Origin of the sequence: Pseudomonas sp. B21-010 (assembly GCF_024749325.1) — a bacterium.
GTDB lineage: Bacteria > Pseudomonadota > Gammaproteobacteria > Pseudomonadales > Pseudomonadaceae > Aquipseudomonas > Aquipseudomonas kilonensis.
The window spans coordinates 1,077,895-1,101,247 of sequence record NZ_CP087198.1 but is presented as its reverse complement, the minus strand read 5'-3'; the positions used below and the strand labels follow the sequence as shown (position 1 = coordinate 1,101,247).

At 61.9% G+C, this 23,353-nt stretch carries 26 protein-coding genes; 11 read left to right on the top strand and 15 right to left on the bottom strand.

Annotated elements, in window-relative coordinates:
* Positions 1–17: 17 nt before the first annotated feature.
* The 6 genes from LOY50_RS04660 to LOY50_RS04635 form a co-directional block, all read right to left on the bottom strand.
* Complete coding sequence (locus tag LOY50_RS04660) at positions 18–257, bottom strand: BolA family protein (protein ID WP_018614022.1); 240 nt, start codon at positions 255–257, stop codon at positions 18–20.
* A gap of 115 nt (positions 258–372) precedes the next feature.
* Positions 373–678, bottom strand: a complete 306-nt coding sequence (locus LOY50_RS04655) for a lipid asymmetry maintenance protein MlaB (RefSeq protein WP_253471647.1) — start codon at positions 676–678, stop codon at positions 373–375.
* A gap of 8 nt (positions 679–686) precedes the next feature.
* On the bottom strand, positions 687–1,340 hold the full coding sequence (locus LOY50_RS04650) for a phospholipid-binding protein MlaC (protein ID WP_214511258.1): 654 nt from the start codon (positions 1,338–1,340) through the stop codon (positions 687–689).
* Between the two features lie 11 nt (positions 1,341–1,351).
* Positions 1,352–1,819 carry an outer membrane lipid asymmetry maintenance protein MlaD gene (gene mlaD, locus LOY50_RS04645; protein ID WP_053118499.1) on the bottom strand — a complete coding sequence of 156 codons (468 nt, stop codon included), beginning with the start codon at positions 1,817–1,819 and terminating at the stop codon, positions 1,352–1,354.
* Positions 1,819–2,616, bottom strand: a complete 798-nt coding sequence (mlaE, locus tag LOY50_RS04640; RefSeq protein ID WP_046063856.1) for a lipid asymmetry maintenance ABC transporter permease subunit MlaE — start codon at positions 2,614–2,616, stop codon at positions 1,819–1,821. Before mlaE ends, mlaD begins: the two co-directional genes overlap by 1 nt.
* Positions 2,616–3,425 carry an ATP-binding cassette domain-containing protein gene (locus tag LOY50_RS04635; protein WP_003197859.1) on the bottom strand — a complete coding sequence of 270 codons (810 nt, stop codon included), beginning with the start codon at positions 3,423–3,425 and terminating at the stop codon, positions 2,616–2,618. Before LOY50_RS04635 ends, mlaE begins: the two co-directional genes overlap by 1 nt.
* A gap of 274 nt (positions 3,426–3,699) precedes the next feature.
* Here LOY50_RS04635 and LOY50_RS04630 point away from each other — a divergent pair, with 274 nt between their 5' ends.
* From LOY50_RS04630 to LOY50_RS04585, 10 genes are all read left to right on the top strand, one after another.
* Positions 3,700–4,674: a KpsF/GutQ family sugar-phosphate isomerase gene (locus LOY50_RS04630; RefSeq protein ID WP_018614011.1), complete on the top strand. Its 975-nt coding sequence runs from the start codon at positions 3,700–3,702 to the stop codon at positions 4,672–4,674.
* Complete coding sequence (locus LOY50_RS04625) at positions 4,675–5,199, top strand: HAD family hydrolase (protein ID WP_014336638.1); 525 nt, start codon at positions 4,675–4,677, stop codon at positions 5,197–5,199.
* A gap of 7 nt (positions 5,200–5,206) precedes the next feature.
* Entirely contained in the window at positions 5,207–5,776 is a 570-nt protein-coding gene (gene lptC, locus LOY50_RS04620; RefSeq protein ID WP_072346983.1) for an LPS export ABC transporter periplasmic protein LptC, read from the top strand.
* Positions 5,763–6,311, top strand: coding sequence for a lipopolysaccharide transport periplasmic protein LptA (lptA, locus tag LOY50_RS04615; protein ID WP_214511257.1), 549 nt, complete (start codon positions 5,763–5,765; stop codon positions 6,309–6,311). Before lptC ends, lptA begins: the two co-directional genes overlap by 14 nt.
* Positions 6,311–7,036, top strand: coding sequence for an LPS export ABC transporter ATP-binding protein (gene lptB, locus LOY50_RS04610; protein ID WP_214511256.1), 726 nt, complete (start codon positions 6,311–6,313; stop codon positions 7,034–7,036). The genes lptA and lptB overlap by 1 nt, the downstream gene beginning before the upstream one ends.
* A gap of 164 nt (positions 7,037–7,200) precedes the next feature.
* Entirely contained in the window at positions 7,201–8,694 is a 1,494-nt protein-coding gene (locus tag LOY50_RS04605) for an RNA polymerase factor sigma-54 (RefSeq protein WP_003197849.1), read from the top strand.
* Positions 8,695–8,770: 76 nt separating this feature from the next.
* Positions 8,771–9,079 (top strand): ribosome hibernation-promoting factor, HPF/YfiA family, encoded by a 309-nt coding sequence (hpf, locus tag LOY50_RS04600; RefSeq protein ID WP_003178005.1) that lies wholly within the window; start codon positions 8,771–8,773, stop codon positions 9,077–9,079.
* A gap of 12 nt (positions 9,080–9,091) precedes the next feature.
* Positions 9,092–9,556 (top strand): PTS IIA-like nitrogen regulatory protein PtsN, encoded by a 465-nt coding sequence (gene ptsN / locus LOY50_RS04595; protein WP_003197847.1) that lies wholly within the window; start codon positions 9,092–9,094, stop codon positions 9,554–9,556.
* Between the two features lie 2 nt (positions 9,557–9,558).
* Positions 9,559–10,416, top strand: a complete 858-nt coding sequence (gene rapZ / locus LOY50_RS04590; RefSeq protein ID WP_003197845.1) for an RNase adapter RapZ — start codon at positions 9,559–9,561, stop codon at positions 10,414–10,416.
* 15 nt (positions 10,417–10,431) lie between these two features.
* Positions 10,432–10,707: an HPr family phosphocarrier protein gene (locus LOY50_RS04585; protein WP_212797529.1), complete on the top strand. Its 276-nt coding sequence runs from the start codon at positions 10,432–10,434 to the stop codon at positions 10,705–10,707.
* Positions 10,708–10,931: 224 nt separating this feature from the next.
* Here LOY50_RS04585 and LOY50_RS04580 read toward each other — a convergent pair whose 3' ends face one another.
* The 6 genes from LOY50_RS04580 to pmbA all read right to left on the bottom strand — a co-directional run bounded on the left by LOY50_RS04580 (position 10,932) and on the right by pmbA (position 16,306).
* Positions 10,932–11,822, bottom strand: coding sequence for a ZIP family metal transporter (locus tag LOY50_RS04580; protein WP_253471642.1), 891 nt, complete (start codon positions 11,820–11,822; stop codon positions 10,932–10,934).
* 19 nt (positions 11,823–11,841) lie between these two features.
* Complete coding sequence (locus LOY50_RS04575; protein ID WP_253471639.1) at positions 11,842–12,465, bottom strand: superoxide dismutase; 624 nt, start codon at positions 12,463–12,465, stop codon at positions 11,842–11,844.
* Between the two features lie 2 nt (positions 12,466–12,467).
* On the bottom strand, positions 12,468–12,908 hold the full coding sequence (locus LOY50_RS04570) for a hypothetical protein (RefSeq protein WP_253471637.1): 441 nt from the start codon (positions 12,906–12,908) through the stop codon (positions 12,468–12,470).
* A 27-nt stretch (positions 12,909–12,935) separates the two neighbouring features.
* Positions 12,936–14,312, bottom strand: a complete 1,377-nt coding sequence (locus LOY50_RS04565; protein ID WP_258690376.1) for an aspartate ammonia-lyase — start codon at positions 14,310–14,312, stop codon at positions 12,936–12,938.
* Positions 14,305–14,700 (bottom strand): FagA protein, encoded by a 396-nt coding sequence (locus LOY50_RS04560; protein WP_214511250.1) that lies wholly within the window; start codon positions 14,698–14,700, stop codon positions 14,305–14,307. The genes LOY50_RS04565 and LOY50_RS04560 overlap by 8 nt, the downstream gene beginning before the upstream one ends.
* A gap of 259 nt (positions 14,701–14,959) precedes the next feature.
* Positions 14,960–16,306 carry a metalloprotease PmbA gene (pmbA, locus tag LOY50_RS04555; RefSeq protein ID WP_258690375.1) on the bottom strand — a complete coding sequence of 449 codons (1,347 nt, stop codon included), beginning with the start codon at positions 16,304–16,306 and terminating at the stop codon, positions 14,960–14,962.
* A 108-nt stretch (positions 16,307–16,414) separates the two neighbouring features.
* Here pmbA and yjgA point away from each other — a divergent pair, with 108 nt between their 5' ends.
* Positions 16,415–16,939: a ribosome biogenesis factor YjgA gene (yjgA, locus tag LOY50_RS04550; protein ID WP_014336624.1), complete on the top strand. Its 525-nt coding sequence runs from the start codon at positions 16,415–16,417 to the stop codon at positions 16,937–16,939.
* A gap of 139 nt (positions 16,940–17,078) precedes the next feature.
* Here the strand turns inward: yjgA and tldD are convergent, their stop codons facing one another.
* The 3 genes from tldD to LOY50_RS04535 all read right to left on the bottom strand — a co-directional run bounded on the left by tldD (position 17,079) and on the right by LOY50_RS04535 (position 23,333).
* Positions 17,079–18,521 (bottom strand): metalloprotease TldD, encoded by a 1,443-nt coding sequence (gene tldD, locus LOY50_RS04545; protein WP_214511248.1) that lies wholly within the window; start codon positions 18,519–18,521, stop codon positions 17,079–17,081.
* Positions 18,522–18,526: 5 nt separating this feature from the next.
* Positions 18,527–19,390 carry a carbon-nitrogen hydrolase family protein gene (locus LOY50_RS04540; RefSeq protein ID WP_253471630.1) on the bottom strand — a complete coding sequence of 288 codons (864 nt, stop codon included), beginning with the start codon at positions 19,388–19,390 and terminating at the stop codon, positions 18,527–18,529.
* Positions 19,391–19,529: 139 nt separating this feature from the next.
* Positions 19,530–23,333 carry a YhdP family protein gene (locus LOY50_RS04535; RefSeq protein ID WP_258690374.1) on the bottom strand — a complete coding sequence of 1,268 codons (3,804 nt, stop codon included), beginning with the start codon at positions 23,331–23,333 and terminating at the stop codon, positions 19,530–19,532.
* Positions 23,334–23,353: the final 20 nt, after the last annotated feature.

Here is a 23,353-nt window from a genome sequence, read left to right as displayed (position 1 = left end):
TCTCGAGGCCCTTGGGCTCAGGTGCGCTCGGCCCAGGCCGCGCTGCTGAAAAATTTCATCGTGACCGCGTGGATGCTGCCATCGGCGATCCATGGGTTCAAATGGGCATAGATGCTCTGCTGACGCTTCACTGGGCTCAACGTCGCCAGTTCATCGCTGATCACGTTCAGCTGGAAGTTGCAGCCTTCGCCTTCAACTTCCACCTTCGTACCAGGCAGCTTTCCTTCTAGGAAGCTCTTCACTTCTACAGCCTGCATGCTCAACCTCAATCGGCGCCCTGTGCGCGCGGGTCGCACATCATACAAAAAAGCCCCGCGCCTGCGAACCCCGCGAAGCAGGACTCTGACGGGGGGACTTTTCCAACAATGTGGGTCAGGGGTGCGCCAACAACTCGGTCAGCTCGCTGACCTGAGCTATTTCGCGCATGTCTTCGGGCATCCCACGGATGCTCCACGTTTTGCCGGCAGCCTTGGCGTCCCGCATGAAGCACAGCAGCAGCGACAGCCCGACGCTGCTGGACTTCTGTACCGCCGAGCAGTCAATGACCACCTCGGCGGCACTGATGGACTTGATCAGCGCCCGACCCTCCTTGCGCAGGGCCGGGCCGGTGCGGTAATCCAGCACGCCACTGAGCATCAGCACGCCAGCCTCACCCAGACGAACGGCGGACTCACTCACCGACTCGATCATTGCGCCTGCTTCTCTTTGGCTTCTTCGGCCACTTCCTTGGCCTTGGCGACCTCACCGGCCCAACCGTTGATGGTCTTGTCCAGATCGTTGCCATTGCGTTGCATCGCGTCGGCGAACTGATCGCGGAACAGCTTGCCGATGTTGATGCCATTGATGATCACGTTGCGCACCTTCCACTCGTCGTTGATTTTCTCGAGTGTGTAGGAGACAGGGTAGATCGCGCCGTTGTTACCCTTGACCTGCATGTCGACGCTGGTGCGGGTGCCGCTTTCGTCCTTGGCCGGCGAAACGGTGATGCCCTGGTTGTTGTACTCAAGCAAGGCGTTGCCATAGAACTGCATCAGGCTGCGCTTGAAGTTCTCCTGGAAACGGGTCATCTGCGCCGGGCTCGCCTTGCGCGAGTACTTGACGGTCATGATGCTCCTGGAGATGCCGTCGGCGTCCACCACGGGGCCGACGATGCCGTTCAACGCGTCATAGAACGCACTTGGGTCCTGCTTGTATTTCTCTTTGTTGGCGGAAAGGTCCGCCAACAGCCGGGTCGTCGTGTCCTGGATGATGTCATGGGCCGAAGGCGCAGCCACGGCGTTAGCCATCAACGGCAGCGCGGCGAGCAGCACCAACAGGCCACGTCGCAAGATAGAGATCATTCAAAAGCTCCTCATTTGGCGTCTTTGCTAACGGTATTGAGCAGGAATTTACCAATCAGGTCCTCGAGCACCAGGGACGACTGCGTATCGTGGATGACACCACCGTCCTTGAGCACGGCGTCTTCCCCACCCACGCTGATGCCAATGTACTTCTCACCCAGCAGCCCAGCCGTGAGGATAGATGCAGTGGAATCAGTCGGCAGGTTATCCACGCGCTTTTCCAACTGCAGCGTCACCCGACCAGTGAAATCCTCGCGATTCAGATCGATTGCCGTGACCTTGCCGATAGTGACACCGGCCATGGTCACCTTTGCTCTGACCGTCAAACCGGCGATATTGTCAAAGTTGGCATAAAGTTTATAAGTATCGGTGCTTGCCGTCGGCGCCAGTCCACTGACCCGCAAGGCCAGCAGCAGCAAAGCCAGGATGCCAGCCAGCAAGAAAAGGCCGACACCGATTTCCAGGGTGCGGTTTTGCATCAGAAATCTCCAAACATCAAGGCGGTCAGAATAAAGTCGAGGCCCAGGACCGCCAGCGAGGCGTACACCACGGTCTTGGTTGTGGCACGGCTGATCCCCTCTGACGTGGGCTCACAGTCATAGCCTTGAAACACGGCGATCCAGGTCACGACGAAAGCGAATACGGCACTTTTGATCACGCCATTGAGGACATCGTCGAGGAAGTCGACGCTGTTTTGCATGTTCGACCAGTAGGAACCCTCATAGACCCCCAGCCAGTCGACAGCCACCCACGAGCCGCCCCAGATCCCCACGACGCTGAAAATCATCGCCAGCACCGGCAGGGAAATGAAACCGGCCCACAGGCGCGGGGCAATGATGTACTTGAGCGGGTCGACACCAATCATTTCCAGGCTGGACAACTGCTCGGTGGACTTCATGTTACCGATTTCGGCCGTCAGCGCCGAACCGGCACGCCCGGCAAACAGCAGCGCCGTGACCACGGGGCCGAGCTCACGCAGCAGCGTCAACGCAACCATCTGCCCGACCGCCTGCTCCGAACCGTAGCTGGACAAAATGCTGAAGCCTTGCAGCGCCAGCACCATGCCAATGAAGATCCCGGAGACCACGATGATCACCAGGGACATCACGCCCACCGAGTGCAACTGCTTGACCAGCAGGCCAAAACCGCCGCCCGTCGAGTTGCGACCGAGCAAGGCGTGCATCAGGAACAGCGAGGAACGGCCCAGTACCGCCACCACATCGATGCCGGAGCGGCCAAACAGGCGAATTCTTTCCAACAGTGATTTCTTGCGCATCAGCGCTTCCCCAGCAGATCGGTACGGTAATCCGTGGCCGGGAAATGGAACGCCACCGGCCCGTCCGGATCACCCTTCATGAATTGGCGAATGCGCGGATTATCAGAATCCGCCAGTTCCTGGGGCGTGCCCTGCCCCAGCACCTGGCTATCGCCAACCACATAGATATAGTCGGCAATGCTCGCGGTTTCGGCCAGGTCGTGGGAGACCACGATGCTGGTGATGCCCAGCGCATCGTTGAGCAGGCGGATCAGGCGCACGAGCACGCCCATGGCGATCGGGTCCTGCCCGACGAAGGGCTCGTCGTACATGAGGATCTTCGGATCGAGGGCAATCGCCCGCGCCAACGCGACCCGACGCTTCATGCCGCCGGACAGCTCGTCGGGCATCAGGTCGAGGGCACCCCGCAGCCCGACGGCCTGCAACTTGAGCAGGACGATGTCGCGGATCATCTCTTCCGGCAGCTCGGTATGGACCCGCAACGGGAACGCCACGTTCTCGAACACATCAAGATCGGTAAACAGCGCGCCACTCTGGAACAGCACGCCCATGTGCTTGCGCGCATCGAACAGGTCGCTGCGAGACAACTCGGGAAGATTCTGACCATTGACCCAGACTTCGCCGGCGCTGGGGCGCAGTTGTGCCCCGATCAGCCGCAGCAGCGTGGTCTTGCCACACCCGGAAGGCCCCATGATGCCGGTGACCTTGCCGCGCGGAATGCGAATATCGATGTCATTGAAAATGCTGCGCGTCCCTCGCTTGAAGGACAGTCCCTTCAGCTCGACCGCGTAGGCGTTGTCGGCACTCATCTAAACTCCTTGCGATGCAGCCTCACATTCGAATGCCCTGGGCAGCCGACAAGCGCCGGCACCGCCGGGCACGCGAACCGGCGGCGAACTATATCACTGCAACAGCCAAGCGCCCAAGGCCAACGCCCCGCCTGTTAAGCCTGGTTTAAGGTAAAAAGCCACATTTTATGTCGAACCTTGCGGCCCCTTGAACAAAGCATGACGAACTTACGTGAGGGAATTGTTCATTGCCGCTATAATCGCCGCCTTTTCATCGGGCTATACGATTTCTGACATGAGCCAATCCAGCGACCTGATTCAATCGGCACAACGTACCATCCGCCTCGAGCTCGAAGCCGTGCAAGGCTTGCTGCCCCATATCGACGCTGATTTCGTACGCGCCTGCGAGATGATTCTGGCCAGCAAAGGCCGCGTGGTCGTGGTCGGCATGGGCAAGTCCGGGCACATCGGCAACAAGATCGCCGCGACCCTCGCCAGCACCGGCACCACGGCCTTTTTTGTTCATCCGGCCGAAGCCAGCCACGGGGACATGGGCATGATCACCCGGGACGACGTCATCCTGGCCCTGTCCAACTCCGGCTCCACCAATGAGATCATCACGCTGCTGCCGCTGATCAAGCGCCTGGGCATCCAGTTGATCAGCATGACCGGCAACCCGGACTCGCCGCTGGCCAAGGCCGCCGAAGTAAACCTCAATGTCCATGTCGAACACGAAGCCTGCCCGCTGAACCTGGCACCGACCTCCTCCACCACCGCTGCCCTGGTCATGGGCGACGCCCTGGCCGTGGCGCTGCTGGAAGCCAGGGGCTTCACCGCCGAAGATTTCGCCTTTTCCCATCCCGGTGGCGCCCTCGGCCGGCGCCTGCTGCTGAAAGTCGAAAACGTGATGCACGCTGGCCAGGAGTTGCCACAAGTGCTGCGCGGCACGCTGCTCAAGGACGCGCTCATGGAAATGACCCGCAAAGGGTTGGGCATGACGGTGGTCCTGGAGACCGACGGCAAGCTCGCCGGGATCTTCACCGACGGCGACCTGCGCCGCACCCTGGACCGCACCATCGACATCCACAGTGCGACCATCGAGCAAGTCATGACGCCCCACGGCAAGACCGCCCGCGCCGAGATGCTCGCCGCCGAGGCCCTGAAAATCATGGAAGACCACAAGATCAGCGCCCTGGTGGTCGTCGACGACGAAGACCGTCCGGTGGGTGCCCTGAACATGCACGACTTGCTGCGTGCGGGAGTCATGTAAATGAACACAGACCTGTTGCAACGCGGCCAGGCCATCAAGCTGGCGGTTTTCGATGTGGACGGAGTGCTGACCGACGGTCGCCTGTACTTCCTTGAAGACGGCAGCGAGTTCAAGACGTTCAACACCCTCGACGGCCAAGGCATCAAGATGTTGATGGCCGCCGGCGTGCAGACCGCTATCATCAGCGGCCGCAAGACCCCGGTGGTCGAGCGGCGCGCGAAGAACCTCGGCATCCCGCACCTTTACCAGGGGCGCGAAGACAAACTGGTGGTGCTGGACGAGCTTCTGGGGCAACTCAACCTAAGCTATGAACAGGTGGCCTACCTCGGTGACGACCTGCCAGACCTGCCGGTGATTCGCCGGGTCGGCCTGGGCATGGCGGTCGCCAACGCGGCCAGCTTCGTCCGTGAACACGCCCACGGTGTCACCACGGCGCGAGGCGGCGAAGGTGCGGCCCGCGAATTCTGTGAACTGATCCTGCGCGCCCAGGGCCGCCTCGAAGCGGCCAACGCCGCGTACCTGTGAGCCATATATGCTGAGCAAGAAGATTCGCACCATCGTGGTGTTCGGCTGTATCGCGGCGATTTTTGCTGCGGTGGGCTACTGGAACATCAGCCCCGAACGGTTTCTCGACCGGCCTGCGGCCCAGGTCGAGGAAAAGATCGACTGGTACGCGACCAACACGCATACCCTGCAGTACCTGCCCGACGGCAAAGTGCAGTACGAGATGACGTCCGACAAGGTCGACCACGTAAAGGCCACTGACATTACGCTGGTCACCAAGCCCGACCTGAACATGTTCCGCGGCACCGAGTTTCCGTGGCACGTGCAGAGCGAGCATGCCGAAGTCAATTCCGGCGGTACCGAAGTGGAACTGATCGACTCGGTGCGCGTCGCCCGAACCGACGAAAAAAACCGTACGACCATCATCACCAGCACGCGCATGACCGTGTTCCCACAGCAAGAATATGCGCAGACCGAGCAACCCGTTAGAATCGACGGCGCCGGGGGTGTATCGACCGGCACGGGAATGAAAGCGTATTTGAAGGAAAGCAGGATACACCTGCTATCGAACGTAAGAGGACAGTATGAAGCTCGCTAAAACCCTCCCTATTTTGCTCAGTCTGGGCGCAGCACTGGGAAGCGCGAGCGCCTGGGCTCTTCCCGACGACCGCAACCAGCCTATCCGCATCCAGGCCGACGACGCCCAGCTCGACGACAAGAATGGCATCGCCACCTATAAAGGCGACGTGATCATCACCCAGGGCTCGATGAAGGTCACCGGCAATACCGTGACCATCACCCGCACCCCGTCCGGCGACATCGACGTGGTGACCTCGGTGGGCAACCTGGCTTACTTCGAGCAACTGCAAACCGCAGGCGATACCAAGCCTGTGCAGGGCTATGGGGTAACCATCCAGTACCACGCCTCCCAGGATCGCGTGGTCCTGATCGACCGTGCCAAGGTCGTCGACAAGGACAACAACGTGACCCAAGGCGAGAAAATCGTCTACGACACCAACAAGAAACTCGCCAGCGCCGGTCGCGCCACCGGCAGCAAGGTGACCGAGTCGCGTCCGCGGATCGACATGGTGATCCAACCGAAAAAGAAAACCGACGAGCAGAAGGCCCAGTAATGGCAACTCTGAAAGCTCAGCATCTGGCCAAGAGCTACAAGAGCCGTCAAGTCGTGCGTGATGTCAGCCTGTCCATCGACAGCGGCCAGATCGTCGGCCTGCTCGGCCCCAACGGCGCGGGCAAGACCACCTGCTTCTACATGATCGTCGGCCTGGTCCAGGCCGATCAGGGGCGCGTGCTGATCGACGACGTGGATGTCAGCCACCAGCCGATGCACGGCCGGGCGAAGGCCGGTATCGGCTATTTGCCGCAAGAAGCGTCGATCTTCCGCAAACTGTCGGTTGCCGACAACATCATGGCGATCCTCGAGACCCGCAAGGAACTCGACAAGGCCGGTCGTCGCCAGGAGCTGGAAAGCCTGCTGCAGGAATTCCACATCAACCACATTCGCGACAACCTGGGCATGAGCCTGTCCGGCGGTGAGCGGCGTCGCGTGGAAATCGCCCGCGCCCTGGCCACCGCACCGAAGTTCATCCTGCTCGACGAACCGTTCGCTGGCGTGGACCCGATCTCGGTAGGCGACATCAAGCAGATCATCCATCACCTCAAGGCCAAGGGAATCGGCGTGCTGATCACCGACCACAACGTGCGCGAGACGCTGGATATCTGTGAAACCGCCTACATTGTCAACGACGGCCAGCTGATCGCCGAAGGCGACTCCGCAGCCATCCTGGCCAATGACCTGGTCAAGGAAGTGTATCTGGGCCATGAGTTCCGCCTGTAAGCACAAGTGTCTGGCGAATTGTCCGAGCGTCGTTTAATTTTATTATGGCGACGCTCTAGGCAAACACTTCAGTTTCAGGCATATAATTTGCTTAAGTTTGGCGCCTCGGCGCCCTGTAGTGGATGGCGCATGTGCGCCGGCTAATAAGGTGTTAAGCCCCTGCCATGAAACCATCGCTAGTCTTGAGAATGGGCCAGCAGCTGACGATGACACCGCAGCTGCAACAGGCCATCCGCCTGCTCCAATTGTCGACCCTGGACCTGCAACAGGAAATCCAGGAGGCCCTGGAGTCCAATCCGATGCTCGAACGCCAGGAAGAAGGCGACGACTTCGACAACACCGACCCGCTGGCCGACAACGTCGAGCAGAAGACCAACACTGAAATCCCGGAACCGGCCTACCAGGAAACCGCCCCGACGGTGGACAACCTGGAGGATGGCGAATGGAACGAACGCATCCCCAACGAACTGCCCGTGGACACGGCCTGGGAAGACGTCTACCAGACCAGCGCCAGCAGCCTGCCAAGCAGCGATGACGACGAGTGGGACTTCACCACCCGCACCTCTGCTGGCGAAAGCCTGCAAAGCCACCTGCTGTGGCAGTTGAACCTGGCGCCGATGTCCGACACCGATCGCCTGATCGCCGTGACCCTGATCGACTGCATCAACAACCAGGGCTACCTGGACGAGACCCTCGAAGAAATCCTGGAAGCCTTCGACCCCGAGCTCGACATCGAGCTGGACGAGATCGAAGCCGTCCTTCATCGCATCCAGCAGTTCGAACCGGCCGGCATCGGCGCCCGCAACCTGGGCGAATGCCTGTTGCTGCAACTGCGCCAGCTGTCCGCCAAGACACCGTGGCTGGCCGAAGCCAAGCGACTGGTCACCGATTACATCGACCTGTTGGGCGGCCGCGACTACAGCCAACTGATGCGTCGCATGAAGCTCAAGGAAGATGAGCTGCGCCAGGTCATCGAACTGGTGCAGAGCCTCAACCCGCGCCCCGGCTCGCAGATCGAATCCACCGAGCCCGAATATGTGGTCCCCGACGTGATCGTGCGCAAGCACAATGATCGCTGGCTGGTGGAGCTCAACCAGGAGTCGGTGCCCAAGCTGCGGGTCAACGCCCAGTACGCCGGTTTTGTGAAGCGTGCCGACACCAGTGCCGACAACACCTTCATGCGCAACCAGTTGCAGGAAGCGCGCTGGTTCATCAAGAGCCTGCAAAGCCGCAACGAAACCCTGATGAAAGTGGCCACCCAGATCGTCGAGCATCAGCGCGGCTTCCTGGAGTACGGCGATGAAGCGATGAAACCGTTGGTCCTGCATGACATTGCCGAGGCAGTGGGCATGCACGAGTCGACGATTTCCCGGGTAACCACCCAGAAATTCATGCATACCCCACGGGGCATCTATGAATTGAAATACTTTTTCTCCAGCCACGTCAGCACCTCCGAAGGCGGCGAATGCTCGTCCACGGCCATCCGCGCGATCATCAAAAAACTGGTGGCCGCGGAAAATCAGAAAAAGCCGTTGAGTGACAGCAAGATCGCTGGTTTACTGGAGGCACAAGGCATTCAGGTGGCCCGCCGTACCGTCGCCAAATACCGCGAATCCCTCGGGATCGCGCCTTCGAGCGAACGCAAGCGGTTGATGTAACAGGCCACGCCACAGCGTTCCAGTGGCAGGCATTTCTGCCTGCCGCTTTATGCACTGGCAACGAAGGAGAAGCTGTATGCAAGTCAACATCAGTGGACACCAACTGGAAGTGACCGAACCCCTGCGCACCTACATCGGCGAAAAGCTCGACCGATTGGAGAGGCATTTCGACAAGATCACCAACGTGCAAGTCACGATGAACGTCGAGAAGCTGCTGCAGAAAATCGAAGCCACGCTGCATATCCCCGGCGGAGAAGTGGTCGCCAACGCAGAGCACACAGACATGTATGCCGCGATTGACCTGCTGACCGACAAGCTGGATCGCCAACTCAAAAAGCATAAGGAAAAGACCCAGAGCCTCCTCCAGGGCGCAACCGGTCGTTAACCCCCCCAATCCATGATCCGACTAGAAACCATCCTGACCCCCGGCCGTTCCCAAGTGAACGCGCCGGGCGGCAGTAAAAAGAAAGCCCTCGAACACATTGCCAACCTGATCCACCGCGAGGTACCGGATCTGGAAATGCAGGACGTCTTCGAGGCCTTGGTTGCCCGTGAAAAACTCGGTTCCACCGGTTTTGGCAACGGTATCGCCATTCCCCACTGCCGTCTCAAGGGTTGTGCCGCACCGATCAGTGCGCTGTTGCACCTTGAAACCGCTATAGATTTCGACGCCATCGACGGCGCCCCGGTCGACCTGCTGTTTGTATTGCTGGTACCGGAAGCGGCGACCGATGCGCACCTCGAGCTGCTGCGCCAGATTGCCAGCATGCTGGACCGCAAGGAAGTGCGCGAAAAACTGCGCAGCGCACCGAGCAACGAAGCGTTGTACCAGGTTGTCCTGGACGAGCAGAACGGTCATTAAAAATGCGCATGATCATTGTCAGTGGCCGCTCCGGCTCCGGTAAAAGCACGGCCCTCAACGTGCTTGAGGACAGCGGCTACTATTGCATCGACAACCTGCCCGCCGGCCTGCTGCCGGAACTGGCCGAGCGCGCCCTGATCCACACCGAGCTGGCGCAGCCGCTGGTGGCGGTGTCCATCGATGCGCGTAACCTGCCAAGCCACCTGTCGCGTTTTCCTGAACTGCTCGAGGAAGTGCGCAGCCGGCATATCCAGTGCGACGTGCTGTACCTGGATGCCGATGAAGAGACACTGCTCAAGCGTTTTTCCGAAACCCGCCGGCGCCACCCGCTGAGCAATGCCAACCGTTCGCTAGCCGAAGCCATCGAGGATGAAAGCCAGCTACTGGGGCCGATCGCCGACCTGGCAGACCTGAAGGTCAACACCACGCACCTGAACCTGTATCAGTTGCGCGACACGATCAAGCTGCGCCTGCTCAACCAACCCGAGCCGGGCACGGCGTTCCTGGTGGAGTCGTTCGGTTTCAAGCGTGGCATGCCCGTAGACGCCGACCTGGTGTTCGATGTGCGCTGCCTGCCCAACCCTTATTGGAAACCGGAATTGCGCGCGCAGTCCGGGCTCGACCAACCGGTGATCGACTACCTGGCCGCCCAGCCGGATGTCGAGGAAATGTACCAGGACATCTCCAGCTACCTGCTCAAATGGCTGCCCCGCTTTGCCGCGAGCAACCGCGCCTATGTCACGATCGCCATCGGTTGTACCGGCGGCCATCACCGCTCCGTCTACCTGACCGAACGCCTGGGTCAACTCCTGCAACAATCCCTGAAGAACGTCCAGGTTCGCCACCGCGACCTCAGCTAAAGGATTCACATCGCGATGCCTGCTCAGGAAATTGAAATCATCAACAAGCTGGGTTTGCATGCCCGAGCGTCGGCCAAGTTCGTCGGAGTCGCAGGCCAGTTCAAGGACACCACCATCAGGGTTGGCCGCACACCCGAGACTGCGGTCGACGGTAAAAGCATCATGGCGATGATGATGCTCGCCGCTGGCAAGGGCACCAAGATCCACCTGAGCACTGAAGGGGAGCAGGCGCAAGAAGCGATGGATGCCTTGGTGGACCTGATCAACCGATATTTCGACGAAGGCGAATAACGGCCCTAAGCGCCAGGCGAGCCTGCCGCGCTGAAAGAGCTTGCTATAGCGAAGGACCTTTGTGGCGAGGGAGCTTGCTCCCGCTCGGCTGCGAAGCAGTCGTAAACCGCCCTACGCCGCATCGCCGTGATAAAACATGGGGGCCGCTTCGCAGCCCAGCGGGAGCAAGCTCCCTCGCCACAAAAGCCTCTTGCCATAAAAAGCTCACTCCCCGCAGACCTGCATCACGCCAACGCCGTGTCCAACACCATCATCAGACAAAACCCCAACAACAGCCCCAAGCTCGCCAGTTTCTCGTGACCATTGCGGCGGGATTCTGGAATGACCTCGTGAGTCACCACCAGCAACATCGCCCCGGCCGCCAACGCGAGCCCCAGGGGCAAGAGCATCTCGGCCAGGCTCACCAACCAGGCGCACAGCAGCGCGAACACGGGTTCGACCAGCCCTGACGCCGCGCCGATCAAGAACGCCTTGGCCCGCGACATCCCCGCCGTAGCCAGCACCAGCGCGATCACCAGCCCTTCGGGTACATCCTGCAAGGCGATGCCCATCGCCAGGCTATCGGCATCCGGCATGCCGCCGCCCGCCGACACCCCCACTGCCATGCCTTCGGGAATGTTGTGAGCAATGATGGCAAACACGAACAACCAGATCCGCGGTGCAATGATCGGACGGCCAGGCGCCGCGACCAGCCTTTCGGGGCTGGCCGAAACCTTGCGGTCCACCAGATACAGCCCGAACGCGCCCAATAGAATGCCAAAGCTGATGAGGCCGCTGGCTGCCCAAGGCGTCAATCCCAACTGCTCGGCTGCGGCAATGCCCGGCACGATCAGCGAAAACGCCGTGGCCGCGAGCATCACCCCGGCACCGAAGCCCAGCAGCGAATCGCTGACGGCCTGGGGCATGCGCCGGATGACCAGCACCGGCACGGCCCCCAGCGCGGTACCCAAGGCGCAGAGCCCACCGCCCTCGAGCGCGCGCAACAACCTGGGCTCCAGATCCAGCCATGCCAGGCCCTGCGCCGCCAACAACGTCATCCCGGCCAACAGCAACAACGACCCCAAGGCATAGCGGAACATCCGTCCGCTTCCAATCGCCAGTGTTTGAGTATCCATAGTCAGCCTTGGGTTGCTTTCATGAAGGACTCGAAGCCAGCGCAGCCTGGTAGCGCCGGGCGACCTCAGGCCAGTTGATCACGTTGTAGAAGGCGCTGATGTATTCCGGACGGCGGTTCTGGTAACGCAGGTAATAGGCGTGCTCCCAGACGTCCAGGCCAAGAATCGGCGTGTTGCCCTTCATCAGCGGGCTGTCCTGGTTGCCGCTGCTTTCCACCACCAGTTTTTTTTGCGGGGTCACGCTCAACCAGGCCCAACCGCTGCCGAAACGAGTCAGCGCCGCTTTGGTGAAGGCCTCCTTGAAACCCTCGATACCGCCCAGCTGCGCTTCGATCGCCGCCGCCAGGGCGCCATCGGGCTGGCCGCCACCCCGGGGCGTCATCACTTCCCAGAACAGCGAATGGTTGGCATGACCACCGCCCTGGTTGATCACCGCGGCCTGCAGGCTTGCCGGCAACTGCTCGACACTGGACACCAGTTTTTCGACAGGCCACCCGGCGTATTCGGTGCCGTCCACCGCTGCGTTGAGGTTATTGATGTAGGTCTGGTGATGCTTGGTGTAGTGGATCTCCATGGTTTGCGCATCGATGTGCGGTTCCAGGGCGTCATAGGCGTAGGGCAATGCAGGCAAGGTAAAAGCCATGTTCAATGAACTCCATGATGAAGAGGGGCATTGCTCTGCCGGGGCGTAGCGGCATTGCAGTGCAGCAGGCGTTGGGTCCGCGGGTACTCACCGTGCTCGCTGATGAAATTCAGCAGTTCGACATAGGTCTTGTGGCTCTGACGCAACGCGGCAGTGCGCAGGGCCGGTGCCAGGCGTTCGTCCTGCATCGTCTGCAACAACCGTTGGTGGATCGCACACAAATACTCGGCGCTCTCCTCCGGCTGGTTCAGGCGCAAGTGCAGGTCCGCCAGGTTGTGATGGGAGACGACGCACGCGGCCACGGCTTCGTCGGCATCCGCCCAACGCTCGAACAGCACCTGGGCCAGCGCGAGGGCTTGCAGGTAAGCTTCGCGGGCGTCTACCAATTCGCCCAGCATGAAACAGCGATTGGCCCGTTCGATCGTACGTTTCCAGTGTTCCATGATGAGTCCTCCACACAGGTGTCGGGGTTACACGCCGCCGGCGGTGAGCTTCTCCGGGTCCAGCAGGACTTCGAGTTCGCTGCGCGTCAGGTCGGTGTGCTCCAGGGCGACATCGATGACCGGCCGACCTTGCTGGTAAGCCTTCTTGGCGATTTCAGCGGCCTTCTGGTAACCAATGATGGGATTGAGCGCGGTCACCAGGATCGGGTTGCGCGACAACGCTTCCTTGAGCCGCGCCTCGTTGACCTTGAAGGTGGCGATGGCCTTGTCCGCCAGCAAACGGCTGGCGGTGGACATCAAGGCGATGCTGCTCAGCAGGTTCTGGGCGATGATCGGCAGCATCACGTTCAATTCGAAGTTGCCCGATTGACCGGCGATAGTGATCACCGTGTCGTTGCCAATCACTTGGGCCGCCACCATCGCGGTGGCTTCAGGAATGACCGGGTTGACCTTGCCGGGCATGATCGAGGAGCCCGGTTGCAAGCCTTCGAGTTCGATCTCGCCCAGGCCTGCCAGCGGCCCGGAATTCATCCAGCGCAGGTCGTTAGCGATTTTCATCAGCGACACGGCGGTGGTCTTGAGCTGCCCGGAAACCGCTACGGCGGTGTCCTGGGAGCCAATCAGCGCAAACAGATTCTTGCCCGGGGTGAATTGCACCTGGGTCAATTGCGTCAGTTGTTGGCTGAACAGCTCGGCGAAGCGTGGATGGGCATTGACTCCCGTGCCGACCGCCGTACCGCCCTGGGCCAGGGATTGCAGGCTCGGCAGCACATCCTGCAAGTGGCCGATATTGGCCTTGAGCTGCTGCGCCCAACCGTCGAGCACCTGGCTCAGGCGCACCGGCATGGCATCCATCAGATGGGTACGACCCGTCTTGATGAATGGGTGGACCTCCTCGGCCTTGCGCTCGATCACCTGCACCAGGTGCAACAGCGCCGGCAGCAGTTGCTCATGCAAGGCCAGCGCCGCGCTGACATGAATGCTGGTGGGAATGATGTCGTTGCTGCTCTGGCCGCAATTGACGTGGTCGTTCGGATTGACCGCTTCCCCCAGCAGACGACTGGCGAGGGTGGCGATCACTTCGTTGGCGTTCATGTTGGAGCTGGTGCCGGAGCCGGTCTGGAAGATATCCACTGGGAAATGGTCCATGAAACGGCCCTCGAGCAGCCCCAGGGACGCATCGACGATGGCCTTGCCCTGGACCGCGCTGATCTGTTCCAGCTCTACGTTGGCCCGGGCGGCGGCAGCCTTGGCCAGGATCAGGGCGCGGATGAACTGCGCCGGCATACGCTGGTCGCTGACCGGAAAGTTATCCACTGCGCGCTGGGTCTGGGCGCCATAGAGGGCATCCACCGGGACTTGCAGCTCGCCCATGCTGTCGCGTTCGATACGGGTATTACTCATCGGGAGATCCTTGCACCAGTTCAATAAGAGGAATCGACGGCTCCAGGGCGCAGGTCGCCAGCGCCCAGGCATGGCTCTGCCAGCGCTTGAGGCGGCAGCGGCACAGTGATTGTTGTTCGAGCTCACGCAGGGGGCGCCAGGCCTGGTCGAGGCAGAGATTGCGCCAATGCCAGGGCAGCGCGACATCCGAGGCGGTGTCGAGCAGCAGCCGGAACGCGGTCTCGGCGATCATCCATGGCGAAGTGGCAGTGCAGCAGGCCAGATAGCGGCCCTCGGCCAGGTAGTGCTCGATCAACCGCGGCTCGTCCGGGTTCATCGCGCAACGGATCTGGCGGCTCATCCAGCGCCAGCTTTCAAGGTAGGGTTGTTCGTGCAGGGCAGAACTCATGACCGGGGCTCACTCGGCAAATGAGATTCATTATTAGATGATAATAAGAAGCAACACAACCATGAGCCGTGACAAATTCTTTTGTGGCGAGGGAGCTTGCTCCCACTGGGCCGCGAAGCGACCCCAAAATCTTACGGTCGCTGCGCAACCGAGCGGGAGCAAGCTCCCTCGCCACAAAAGCGCCCTCGCCAGAGGATTTGCGGGCACAAAAAAGGCGCGTCACCCCAGTGGATGACGCGCCTTTTTTACGCGGTGAGCGTTAGCTACCCGCCACCGTCATCCGCTCGATCAACACCGAACCGGTGCGGATGTTGCTGCGCAGTTCCAGATCGTTGCCCACCGCTACGATCTGCTTGAACATGTCGCGCATGTTCCCGGCGATGGTGACTTCCTGGACCGGGAACTGGATCTCGCCGTTCTCGACCCAGAAACCCGCCGCGCCACGGGAATAGTCGCCGGTTACCATGTTCAGGCCGTGGCCCATCAGTTCGGTCACCAGCAGGCCACGACCCATGCGCCGCAGCAAGGCCGCCTGGTCTTCTTCGCCATGGGTCACGAACAGGTTATGCACGCCACCGGCATTGGCGGTGCTCGGCATGCCGAGCTTGCGGCCCGAATAGGTGCCGAGGATGTAGGACACCAGCTCGCCGTTTTCCACGAACGGCTTGGCGTAGGTGGCCAGGCCATCGCCGTCGAACGCCGAGCTGCCCATGGCCTGCATCAGGTGCGGACGCTCGTCGATGGTCATCCATTGCGGGAATAGTTTCTGGCCCAGCGCGCCTTCGAGGAACGACGACTTGCGGTACAGGTTGCCGCCGGACACCGCCGACAGGAAACTGCCGAACAAGCCACCGGCCAGCTCGGCCGAAAACAGCACCGGCACTTCACAGGTCGGCACCGGCCGCGCGCCCAGGCGGCTGGCCGCCCGTTGCGCGGCTTTCTGGCCAATGCTCACCGGGTCCGCCAGCAAGGTGCCCTGGCGGCTCACGTCGTACCAGTAATCGCGCTGCATCTGGCCGTCGGCTTCAGCGATCATCACACAACTGAGACTGTGGCGGGTCGATGCATAACCGCCGATGAAACCGTGGCTGTTGCCATAGATCCGGCAGCCCTGGTGGGTATTGAGCGTCGTGCCGTCGGCGTTCTTGATCCGGCTGTCGGCCTCGAATGCCGCCGCTTCGCAACGCAGTGCCTGTTCGATGGCCTGCTCGGGGGTGATGTCCCAGACGTGAAACAGGTCGAAGTCGCGCAGTTCCTTGCACATCAGCGCGGCATCGGCCAGGCCCGAGGCTTCGTCTTCGGAGGTGTGCTTGGCAATCGCCAGTGCCGCGGCGACGGTTTCGCGAATGGCCTCCGGGCCGCTCGCCGAAGTGCTGGCCGAGCCCTTGCGCTGGCCCACGTACAAGGTGATGCCAAAGCCCTGGTCGCGATTGAATTCGACGGTTTCCACCTCGCGCTGGCGCACCGACGTCGACAGGCCCTGCTCCAGCGACACCGCCACTTCACAAGCACTGGCGCCCTGGCGCTTGGCTTCGGCGAGGATCTGCTCGACTTGTTCCTGCAGTGCCGGCAATGCTTGCGGGCCGACGCTTTGAACTGCACTCATGGTGTTCTCCACTCAAATTCTTCTTTCGGTGATGGCCTTCGAGCGACCGGGCCGGACAAGCGGCCCCCGACTGGTTATCATGGCGGCGTTTCTTTGCGGACTGCCACCATGGTTGATTCTTACGACGACTCCCTCTACGAGGGTGAAAAAAGCAAATCCCAGGTCAAACGCGAGCTGCATGCTCTGGTTGACCTCGGCGAGCGCCTGACAACACTCAAGCCTGACTTGCTGGCCAAACTGCCTTTGACCGACGCCTTGCGCCGGGCCCTGGCCGATGCGCCCAAGCACACCGCGAATATCGCGCGTAAACGGCACCTGCAATTCATCGGCAAACTGATGCGCGATCAGGACACTGACGCCATCCTGGTCCTGCTCGATCAACTCGATGCCTCCACCCGGCAGTACAACGAACGTTTCCACAACCTGGAGCGCTGGCGCGATCGCTTGATCGCAGGCGACGATGGCACCCTGGAAAAATTCGTCATCGACTACCCGGAGGCTGACCGTCAGCAATTGCGCTCCCTGATCCGTCAGGCCCAGCACGAACTGGCGCAGAACAAGCCACCGGCCTCGAGCCGTAAAATCTTCAAGTACATCCGTGAGCTGGACGAAACCCAACGCGGCCTGCGCTGAGTTTCACCCGGCCCTGTAGGAGCTGCCGCAGGCTGCGATCTTTTGATCTTTCGCTTGAGACTCAAGTGTCTGGGGAAAGATCGCAGCCTCGTTGCACTCGACAGCTCCTACACAGCTCCTACACGAATCGTGTACATCTTTAAGCGCCCGTACCACCCACGGTAATCGCATCGATCTTCAGGGTCGGCTGGCCGACGCCCACCGGCACCGATTGCCCATCCTTGCCGCACGTGCCCACACCGCTGTCCAGCGCCAGGTCGTTACCGACCATCGACACCTTGCTCATCGCCTCCGGCCCGTTGCCGATCAGGGTCGCGCCCTTGACCGGTGCGGTGATCTTGCCGTCTTCGATCAGGTAGGCCTCGCTGGTGGAGAACACGAACTTGCCGCTGGTGATGTCCACCTGGCCGCCGCCGAGGTTGGCGCAATAGATGCCTTTTTTCACCGAGGCGATGATTTCCGCCGGATCGCTCTGGCCACCGAGCATGTAGGTGTTGGTCATGCGCGGCATCGGCAGGTGCGCGTAGGATTCACGGCGACCGTTGCCAGTGCGGGCCACGCCCATCAGCCGGGCATTGAGTTTGTCCTGCATGTAGCCCTTGAGCACACCGTTCTCGATCAGCGTGGTGCATTCGGTCGGGGTGCCTTCATCGTCGACGCTCAGGGAGCCGCGACGCCCGGCCAGGGTGCCGTCATCGACAATGGTGCAGAGTTTCGAAGCGACCATCTCCCCCATGCGCCCACTGTAGGCCGAGCTGCCCTTGCGGTTGAAGTCGCCTTCCAGGCCGTGGCCGACTGCTTCGTGCAGCAGCACGCCGGACCAACCGGACCCCAGCACCACCGGCAACGTACCTGCCGGGGCCGGAATGGCCTCCAAGTTGACCAGCGCCTGGCGCAGCGCTTCGCGGGCGTAGCCCATGGCGCGGTCTTCGCTGAGGAAATAACGGTAGTCGGTGCGCCCGCCGCCGCCATGGCCGCCGCGCTCACGGCGACCGTTCTGCTCGACGATCACGCTGACGTTGAACCGCACCAGCGGCCGCACGTCCGCTGCCAGGCCGCCGTCGGTGGAAGCCACCAAGATCCGCTCCCAGACCCCGGCCATGCTGACCGACACTTGCTGGATGCGCGGGTCGAGGGCACGGGTGGCGACGTCGATGCGCTTGAGCAGCTCGACTTTTTCGGCACGGCTCATGACTTCCAGGGGGTTATCCGGCGCATACAACTGCGCCACGTCCTGACTGCTGAACGCCTGGACCGTGCCGTTCTGCCCGGCGCGGGAGATCGAGCGGGCCGCACGGGCAGCAGCGCCGAGGGCTTCGAGGGTGATGGCGTTGCTGTAGGCAAAACCGGTCTTTTCCCCGGACTGGGCGCGCACGCCCACGCCCTGGTCGAGGTTGAAACTGCCTTCCTTGACGATGCCGTCTTCCAGCGACCAGGACTCGGAGATCTGCCCCTGGAAATACAGGTCGGCCGCATCGATGCCCGGGCCGGCCAGGTCGCCCAGCACGCCTTGCAGGCTTTCGATGGTTACGCCGCCGGGGGCTAGAAGGTGTTCACTGACTGAGGACAACAACCCGCTCATATGATTTACGCCTTGAATTCGTCGTCTTGGACAGGCCGCTGTCGAGCGCCCTGCGAGAAAAAGCGCCGATGGCTCGCCACCGGCATGCGCGTCCGGATGGACGCCTGTTCGTTGCTGTCGCGCTCGGCCAGCAGCACGGCCTCACCTTGATCCTGTTGTGCCAGCACACGGCCCCAGGGGTCGACAATCGCAGCATGGCCAAAGGTTTCCCGCGGCCCCGGATGCACGCCGCCCTGGGCGGCCGCCAGCATGTAGCACTGGGTCTCGATGGCCCGGGCGCGAATCAGCACCTCCCAATGGGCCGCGCCGGTCACCGCGGTAAACGCCGACGGCGCGGTGATCAGTTCGGCCCCGGCAGCCCGCAACTCGCTGAAGAGCTCCGGAAACCGCAAGTCATAACAGACCGTCAGGCCCACCCGGCCCACGGGGGTATCGGCAACCACCACGTTAGCGCCATAAGCATAGTCATCCGACTCGCGATAGCGCCCGCGATTGTCCGCCACATCCACATCGAACAGGTGCAACTTGTCGTAGCGCGCCACGATCTGGCCCTGATCGTCGACCAGCAACGAACAGGCATGGGACCTGGCCTCGGGCTGGTCCACCGGTGGCAACGGCAACGTGCCGGCCACAATCCATAACTTGAGGTCTCGGGCGACCTGTTTCAACCAGGGCAGGATCGGTCCCTGACCAAAGGCTTCGGCACGACCGATATCGGCAATGTCCCGCCGCCCCATCGCGGCGAAATTCTCCGGCAGCACGGCCAGCCTGGCGCCGCCAGCGGCAGCCTGCTCCAGCAGCACACGGGCACGGGCCAGGTTGGCGAGCACATCGCTTTGGCTGACCATTTGAATCACTGCGACTGGCATGACAGTTCCCCGTTGTTTGGCAGTGCCCTTTGTGGGAGCGAGCTTGCTCGCGATGGCGGTGTATCAGTCAACACACATGTTAGATGTACCGGCCTCATCGCGAGCAAGCTCGCTCCCACAGGGGTTATCGCATCACCTGTCAAAACGGCTTGTCGAAGCTGATCTTCGGCTCTTTCCACGGCCCCTTGACGTCATATCTTACGCTGGCAAAGCGCGCTACGCGGTCACCGATCAGTTTGTCGATCAGAAACAGCGCCCCACCCACCGCCGGTGCGCCAACAATCAGCGCGGCGATCGGCAGGTTGTTGGTCACCGGCAGCGTCACCAGCAGCTTGGCGTCGACCCGGTCGGCCACCATGTCCAGCGTGCCATTGAGCTCCAGATTGCTCGACGGCCCGGTCAAGGTAATGGGTTCGCGGGTCACGTACACACCGTCGCTCGCCACCAGCAGTCCCTTGACCCGGTCGTAGCTCAGCCCCTTGCCGAACAGGTCGGAGAAGTCCAGGCGCAAGCGGCGGCCGATGGAGTTGAAATTCAGCAGGCCAAATACCCGCAACGCCTGGGCACTGCCTTCGACTTCGACAAACTGGCCCTTGTTCAGCGACGCGTCGAGGCTGCCGGAAAAGCGCTTGGTGGCGACCCACGCTGGCGAGCCGGGCCAGCGGCCATCGACATCCAGGCGGAACGTCTGGCTGGTCACGCTTGGGGCATACCCCCAGCCCTTGAGCACGTCGCCCAGGTTCTTGCCGCCGATACGGCCCTTGTACCAACTGCTGGTGGAACCGGGCGCCCCTTCCCAACCACCACTGCCGTTCAACACCATGCCCTTGAGGCCCATGTCCAACTCGTTCAGCGCGATGCCCTTGGCGGTCGGGCGCACTTTCAACGACCACGCACCGATGAGATCAGGGCCCTGGAACAATTGGTCGATGGCAATATCCATGGCCGGGATTTTTCCGGGATCGACCGACGCCAATGGGTCTGGTGAGTTTTCATCCGCCTGGACCGTCGGGTCTGTGGCCGGCAGGCGCACATAATCAAGCTTGATCCCAATCGGGGTGGCCTTTGCGTCCGGCAGGCTGACATTGCCCTTGGCCTGCTGGCTGTCGAGCCGCAAGGCCCAGGCGTCCGGCTTGCGGTCCAGTTGCACCGATGCCTGGTCCAGGGTCGTGCCCATGGCGGTGAGCTTGCCGACAGTCAGATCGACGCTGCTGAGCAGTTGCTTGGCACTGCCGCCCGGATCCTGGCCCGCGTACTTGTTGACCAAATCCTGCCAGGGACTCACGTCCAGCTCCGACAGTGTGCCGCGCAGTCGCAGTCCCTTGGCCCCGGGCAGAACGGCATCGCCGGCCCCCAGCAACAATTCGCCACGACCATCGGCGACTTTCCCGCTCGGCGCGGCATAAGTGAAATTGGCCAGGTCGCCATAATCGACCCAATAACGCCGCTCCGGCCCTTGCAGGGTCATGCGAAACACCGTGTCGCGCCCGACATCGGCGGCCATGCCGAAGGGTGCCGGCAGGTCCACCGCCACGCCCTTGAGGTTGGAGCTGACCGACAACTGGCTGTCGGCACCGTCGAGGATCACTTGCAACTGGTAAGGCACGACACCGGATACCGGCAACGGCTGGGTGACATTCAACCAACTGGTGAGTTTCTTGATCTCCACCTGCCCGGACGCCGCGACTCGTGTGTTGAGCGCCCCGGCGCGGCCTTCAGCGAAAATCTGTGCGGTCACGGGCCGGTCGAATGCCCGGGCACTGATGCCCTTGCCGCTCAAGCCCTTGTTGCTGTCGAAGCGGAAATCGCCCTTGAGTTGGGTCAGTTCCAGTGCCGGCTCGCTGAGCTTGAGACGGGCCTTGTCGGTGACGAAGTCCACCAGGATCTTCGGTTGCTCGCCTTTGACCAGCGGGATGTCGAGCTTGACGCTGCCTTGCAGGTCGCCCTCGCCTTCCCAGCCGGCGAATGTCTCGGCGGTCCCGATCGGCGCGGTCTGGAGGATTTTCAGACCGTCGCCCAGTCCGCCGGCGAACCCGCCGTCCAGAAACAGATGAACACTCTGCCCGCTGGGTACATGGGGAATGTTCACCGAAACATCCTTGACCTGGGTATCGAGCAATTGTCCTTGGCTGGCGAAGATGCGCACGCCGCTGTCTTCGACGAAGACATCGCCGCTGACCTTGCTGACCGAAGGCCAGCCCGGCTGGAACGCCAGTTCGGCGTCGTGCACCTTGAAAAACAGGCTGATACTGCGTGCCGCGTCTTCGGCACCGTGATTGAGCGAGCCTTGATACTGGAAGAAGCCCTCGTCCACCGCGCCCTTGACGATGGCCGTGCGCAACCACTCATCCAGCGCCGGGCTGAGGACCGCCGGCAGGTACTTGGCGGTGTAGCGTCCGTCACCGTCCACCAGGCCGACCCGCAGGTCCATGTAGTCTTCCTGGCTATGGTCGAAATGCAGGCGGATCAGGAAATCGCCGGCAATCCGGCCCTCCTCGCCCAGCACCTTCAAATATGGCGCGATCAGGGTGAAGCCTTGCTTGTCGAGCTTCCAGGTCAGCCGGGCGTTGGCCTGCAGATACTGCCAGGGCTTGGCGAAAATCGGGTCCAGGTGCAGGGAGAAATCCTTGCTGTCCATGCGCAACTCGCCGCCACCGAGGTCGCCGCTCAGGCTTCCCGATACATTGCGTGCAGCCGGGGCGCCGCGATAGGCATCAAAGCCCACGGTGTCCAGGTTGGTGGCGAAGCTGATTTTCTGGTCACCGGCGTTCTGCGGCCGGTAGTCCAGCAGCACGTTGCGCAGGGCACCGGTCACCTTGAGACGGTCGATGGTCGTCGCCAGGCCTTCAGGCAACGGCGCCAGGGCATTGAGCAAAGGCGTAAGCGGGGTCAAGTCGAGGCGGTCGGCCTGCAGGTGCCAGCGCTCCTCGGCCTTTTCGGTGGCAGCACTCTGTTGCAGTTGCAGGCGCGATTCCCAGCGGGTTTCGCCCAAGTTCATCGCCAGGGAATCGAAGGTCGCGGTAAAGCCCTGGTCGCCACGCTGGAAATACCCATTGAGCGCCAGGTTATGGATCTGCACCGGCTTGCGCTCGGCGTAGGCACCCAGGATGTCAGGAGCGTTCAAGCGCATGGCCGCGCTTTGCACCGTACCGCCGCCCCAACTCAGCCAGAACTCGCCACCGGCCTTGATCCGGGAAAAATTCCATTGTTGGGTCAGGCGTTTGGGCAGCCATTTGGACCAATCGCTTTGCGGCAGGCTCAGGTACGCATCGGCCTGGCCATTCTTCCAGTCACTGGCGCGGATACGGGTGCGCAGGTTGATCGCCAGCGGCTGGCCGTCAGGCAGGGTCAAGCGCACGTCCAGCCGTTGACGGGTGGCGCCGGTGCGCAGGCTCAAGCCGACGTAGGTGAGGGTCAGCGGTGGTTGTTCGACAGGTTGCAAAGTCACCTGGCTATCGAGCAGCGAGAACTTGGCAACCACCTGCATGCGTTCGAGCAATTGCTGCGGATCGAGGGGCTGGTCGTCCTTCACCGGCAGGCCTTCCAGGGCCCACTTGCCGTCGGCGCCCTCCTTGAGGCTGATCTTCAGGCCGCTGACTTCCAGGTGGGCAATGCGCACCTGACGTGCCAGCAGGCTGTCCCACAGGTCAGGCACGGCTCGCACCTGATCCAGGTGCAAGGCATTGGGGCCTTCGCCGACCACCACGTCGCGCGCCGCCAGGATTGGCGCCAGGGCGCTCCAGCTACCGTCGAGGCTGCCGATGTGCACAGGCATGCCCAAGGCAGCGCTGGCCTGGGTCTCGACCTCGGCGCGGTATTCGGCTACCAGCGGGACCAGCTCGCGACCGAGGCTGACGTACAACGCCAGCAACACCAGCAGCAGGGCGCACAGCCCCAGCCCCCAGCGAGTCAGCGCCGCCAAAATGCGTGTCAGACGCTCCATGTCAGTGGGCTCCCCTGGCA

Coding starts and splice junctions, on each gene's coding strand:
- LOY50_RS04660 (WP_018614022.1), bottom strand. CDS start 257: ATGCAGGCTGTAGAAGTGAAGAGCTTCCTAGAAGGAAAGCTGCCTGGT.
- LOY50_RS04650 (WP_214511258.1), bottom strand. CDS start 1,340: ATGATCTCTATCTTGCGACGTGGCCTGTTGGTGCTGCTCGCCGCGCTG.
- mlaD (WP_053118499.1), bottom strand. CDS start 1,819: ATGCAAAACCGCACCCTGGAAATCGGTGTCGGCCTTTTCTTGCTGGCT.
- mlaE (WP_046063856.1), bottom strand. CDS start 2,616: ATGCGCAAGAAATCACTGTTGGAAAGAATTCGCCTGTTTGGCCGCTCC.
- LOY50_RS04635 (WP_003197859.1), bottom strand. CDS start 3,425: ATGAGTGCCGACAACGCCTACGCGGTCGAGCTGAAGGGACTGTCCTTC.
- LOY50_RS04630 (WP_018614011.1), top strand. CDS start 3,700: ATGAGCCAATCCAGCGACCTGATTCAATCGGCACAACGTACCATCCGC.
- LOY50_RS04625 (WP_014336638.1), top strand. CDS start 4,675: ATGAACACAGACCTGTTGCAACGCGGCCAGGCCATCAAGCTGGCGGTT.
- lptC (WP_072346983.1), top strand. CDS start 5,207: ATGCTGAGCAAGAAGATTCGCACCATCGTGGTGTTCGGCTGTATCGCG.
- lptA (WP_214511257.1), top strand. CDS start 5,763: ATGAAGCTCGCTAAAACCCTCCCTATTTTGCTCAGTCTGGGCGCAGCA.
- lptB (WP_214511256.1), top strand. CDS start 6,311: ATGGCAACTCTGAAAGCTCAGCATCTGGCCAAGAGCTACAAGAGCCGT.
- LOY50_RS04605 (WP_003197849.1), top strand. CDS start 7,201: ATGAAACCATCGCTAGTCTTGAGAATGGGCCAGCAGCTGACGATGACA.
- hpf (WP_003178005.1), top strand. CDS start 8,771: ATGCAAGTCAACATCAGTGGACACCAACTGGAAGTGACCGAACCCCTG.
- ptsN (WP_003197847.1), top strand. CDS start 9,092: ATGATCCGACTAGAAACCATCCTGACCCCCGGCCGTTCCCAAGTGAAC.
- rapZ (WP_003197845.1), top strand. CDS start 9,559: ATGCGCATGATCATTGTCAGTGGCCGCTCCGGCTCCGGTAAAAGCACG.
- LOY50_RS04585 (WP_212797529.1), top strand. CDS start 10,432: ATGCCTGCTCAGGAAATTGAAATCATCAACAAGCTGGGTTTGCATGCC.
- LOY50_RS04580 (WP_253471642.1), bottom strand. CDS start 11,822: ATGGATACTCAAACACTGGCGATTGGAAGCGGACGGATGTTCCGCTAT.
- LOY50_RS04575 (WP_253471639.1), bottom strand. CDS start 12,465: ATGGCTTTTACCTTGCCTGCATTGCCCTACGCCTATGACGCCCTGGAA.
- LOY50_RS04570 (WP_253471637.1), bottom strand. CDS start 12,908: ATGGAACACTGGAAACGTACGATCGAACGGGCCAATCGCTGTTTCATG.
- LOY50_RS04565 (WP_258690376.1), bottom strand. CDS start 14,312: ATGAGTAATACCCGTATCGAACGCGACAGCATGGGCGAGCTGCAAGTC.
- LOY50_RS04560 (WP_214511250.1), bottom strand. CDS start 14,700: ATGAGTTCTGCCCTGCACGAACAACCCTACCTTGAAAGCTGGCGCTGG.
- pmbA (WP_258690375.1), bottom strand. CDS start 16,306: ATGAGTGCAGTTCAAAGCGTCGGCCCGCAAGCATTGCCGGCACTGCAG.
- yjgA (WP_014336624.1), top strand. CDS start 16,415: ATGGTTGATTCTTACGACGACTCCCTCTACGAGGGTGAAAAAAGCAAA.
- tldD (WP_214511248.1), bottom strand. CDS start 18,521: ATGAGCGGGTTGTTGTCCTCAGTCAGTGAACACCTTCTAGCCCCCGGC.
- LOY50_RS04540 (WP_253471630.1), bottom strand. CDS start 19,390: ATGCCAGTCGCAGTGATTCAAATGGTCAGCCAAAGCGATGTGCTCGCC.
- LOY50_RS04535 (WP_258690374.1), bottom strand. CDS start 23,333: ATGGAGCGTCTGACACGCATTTTGGCGGCGCTGACTCGCTGGGGGCTG.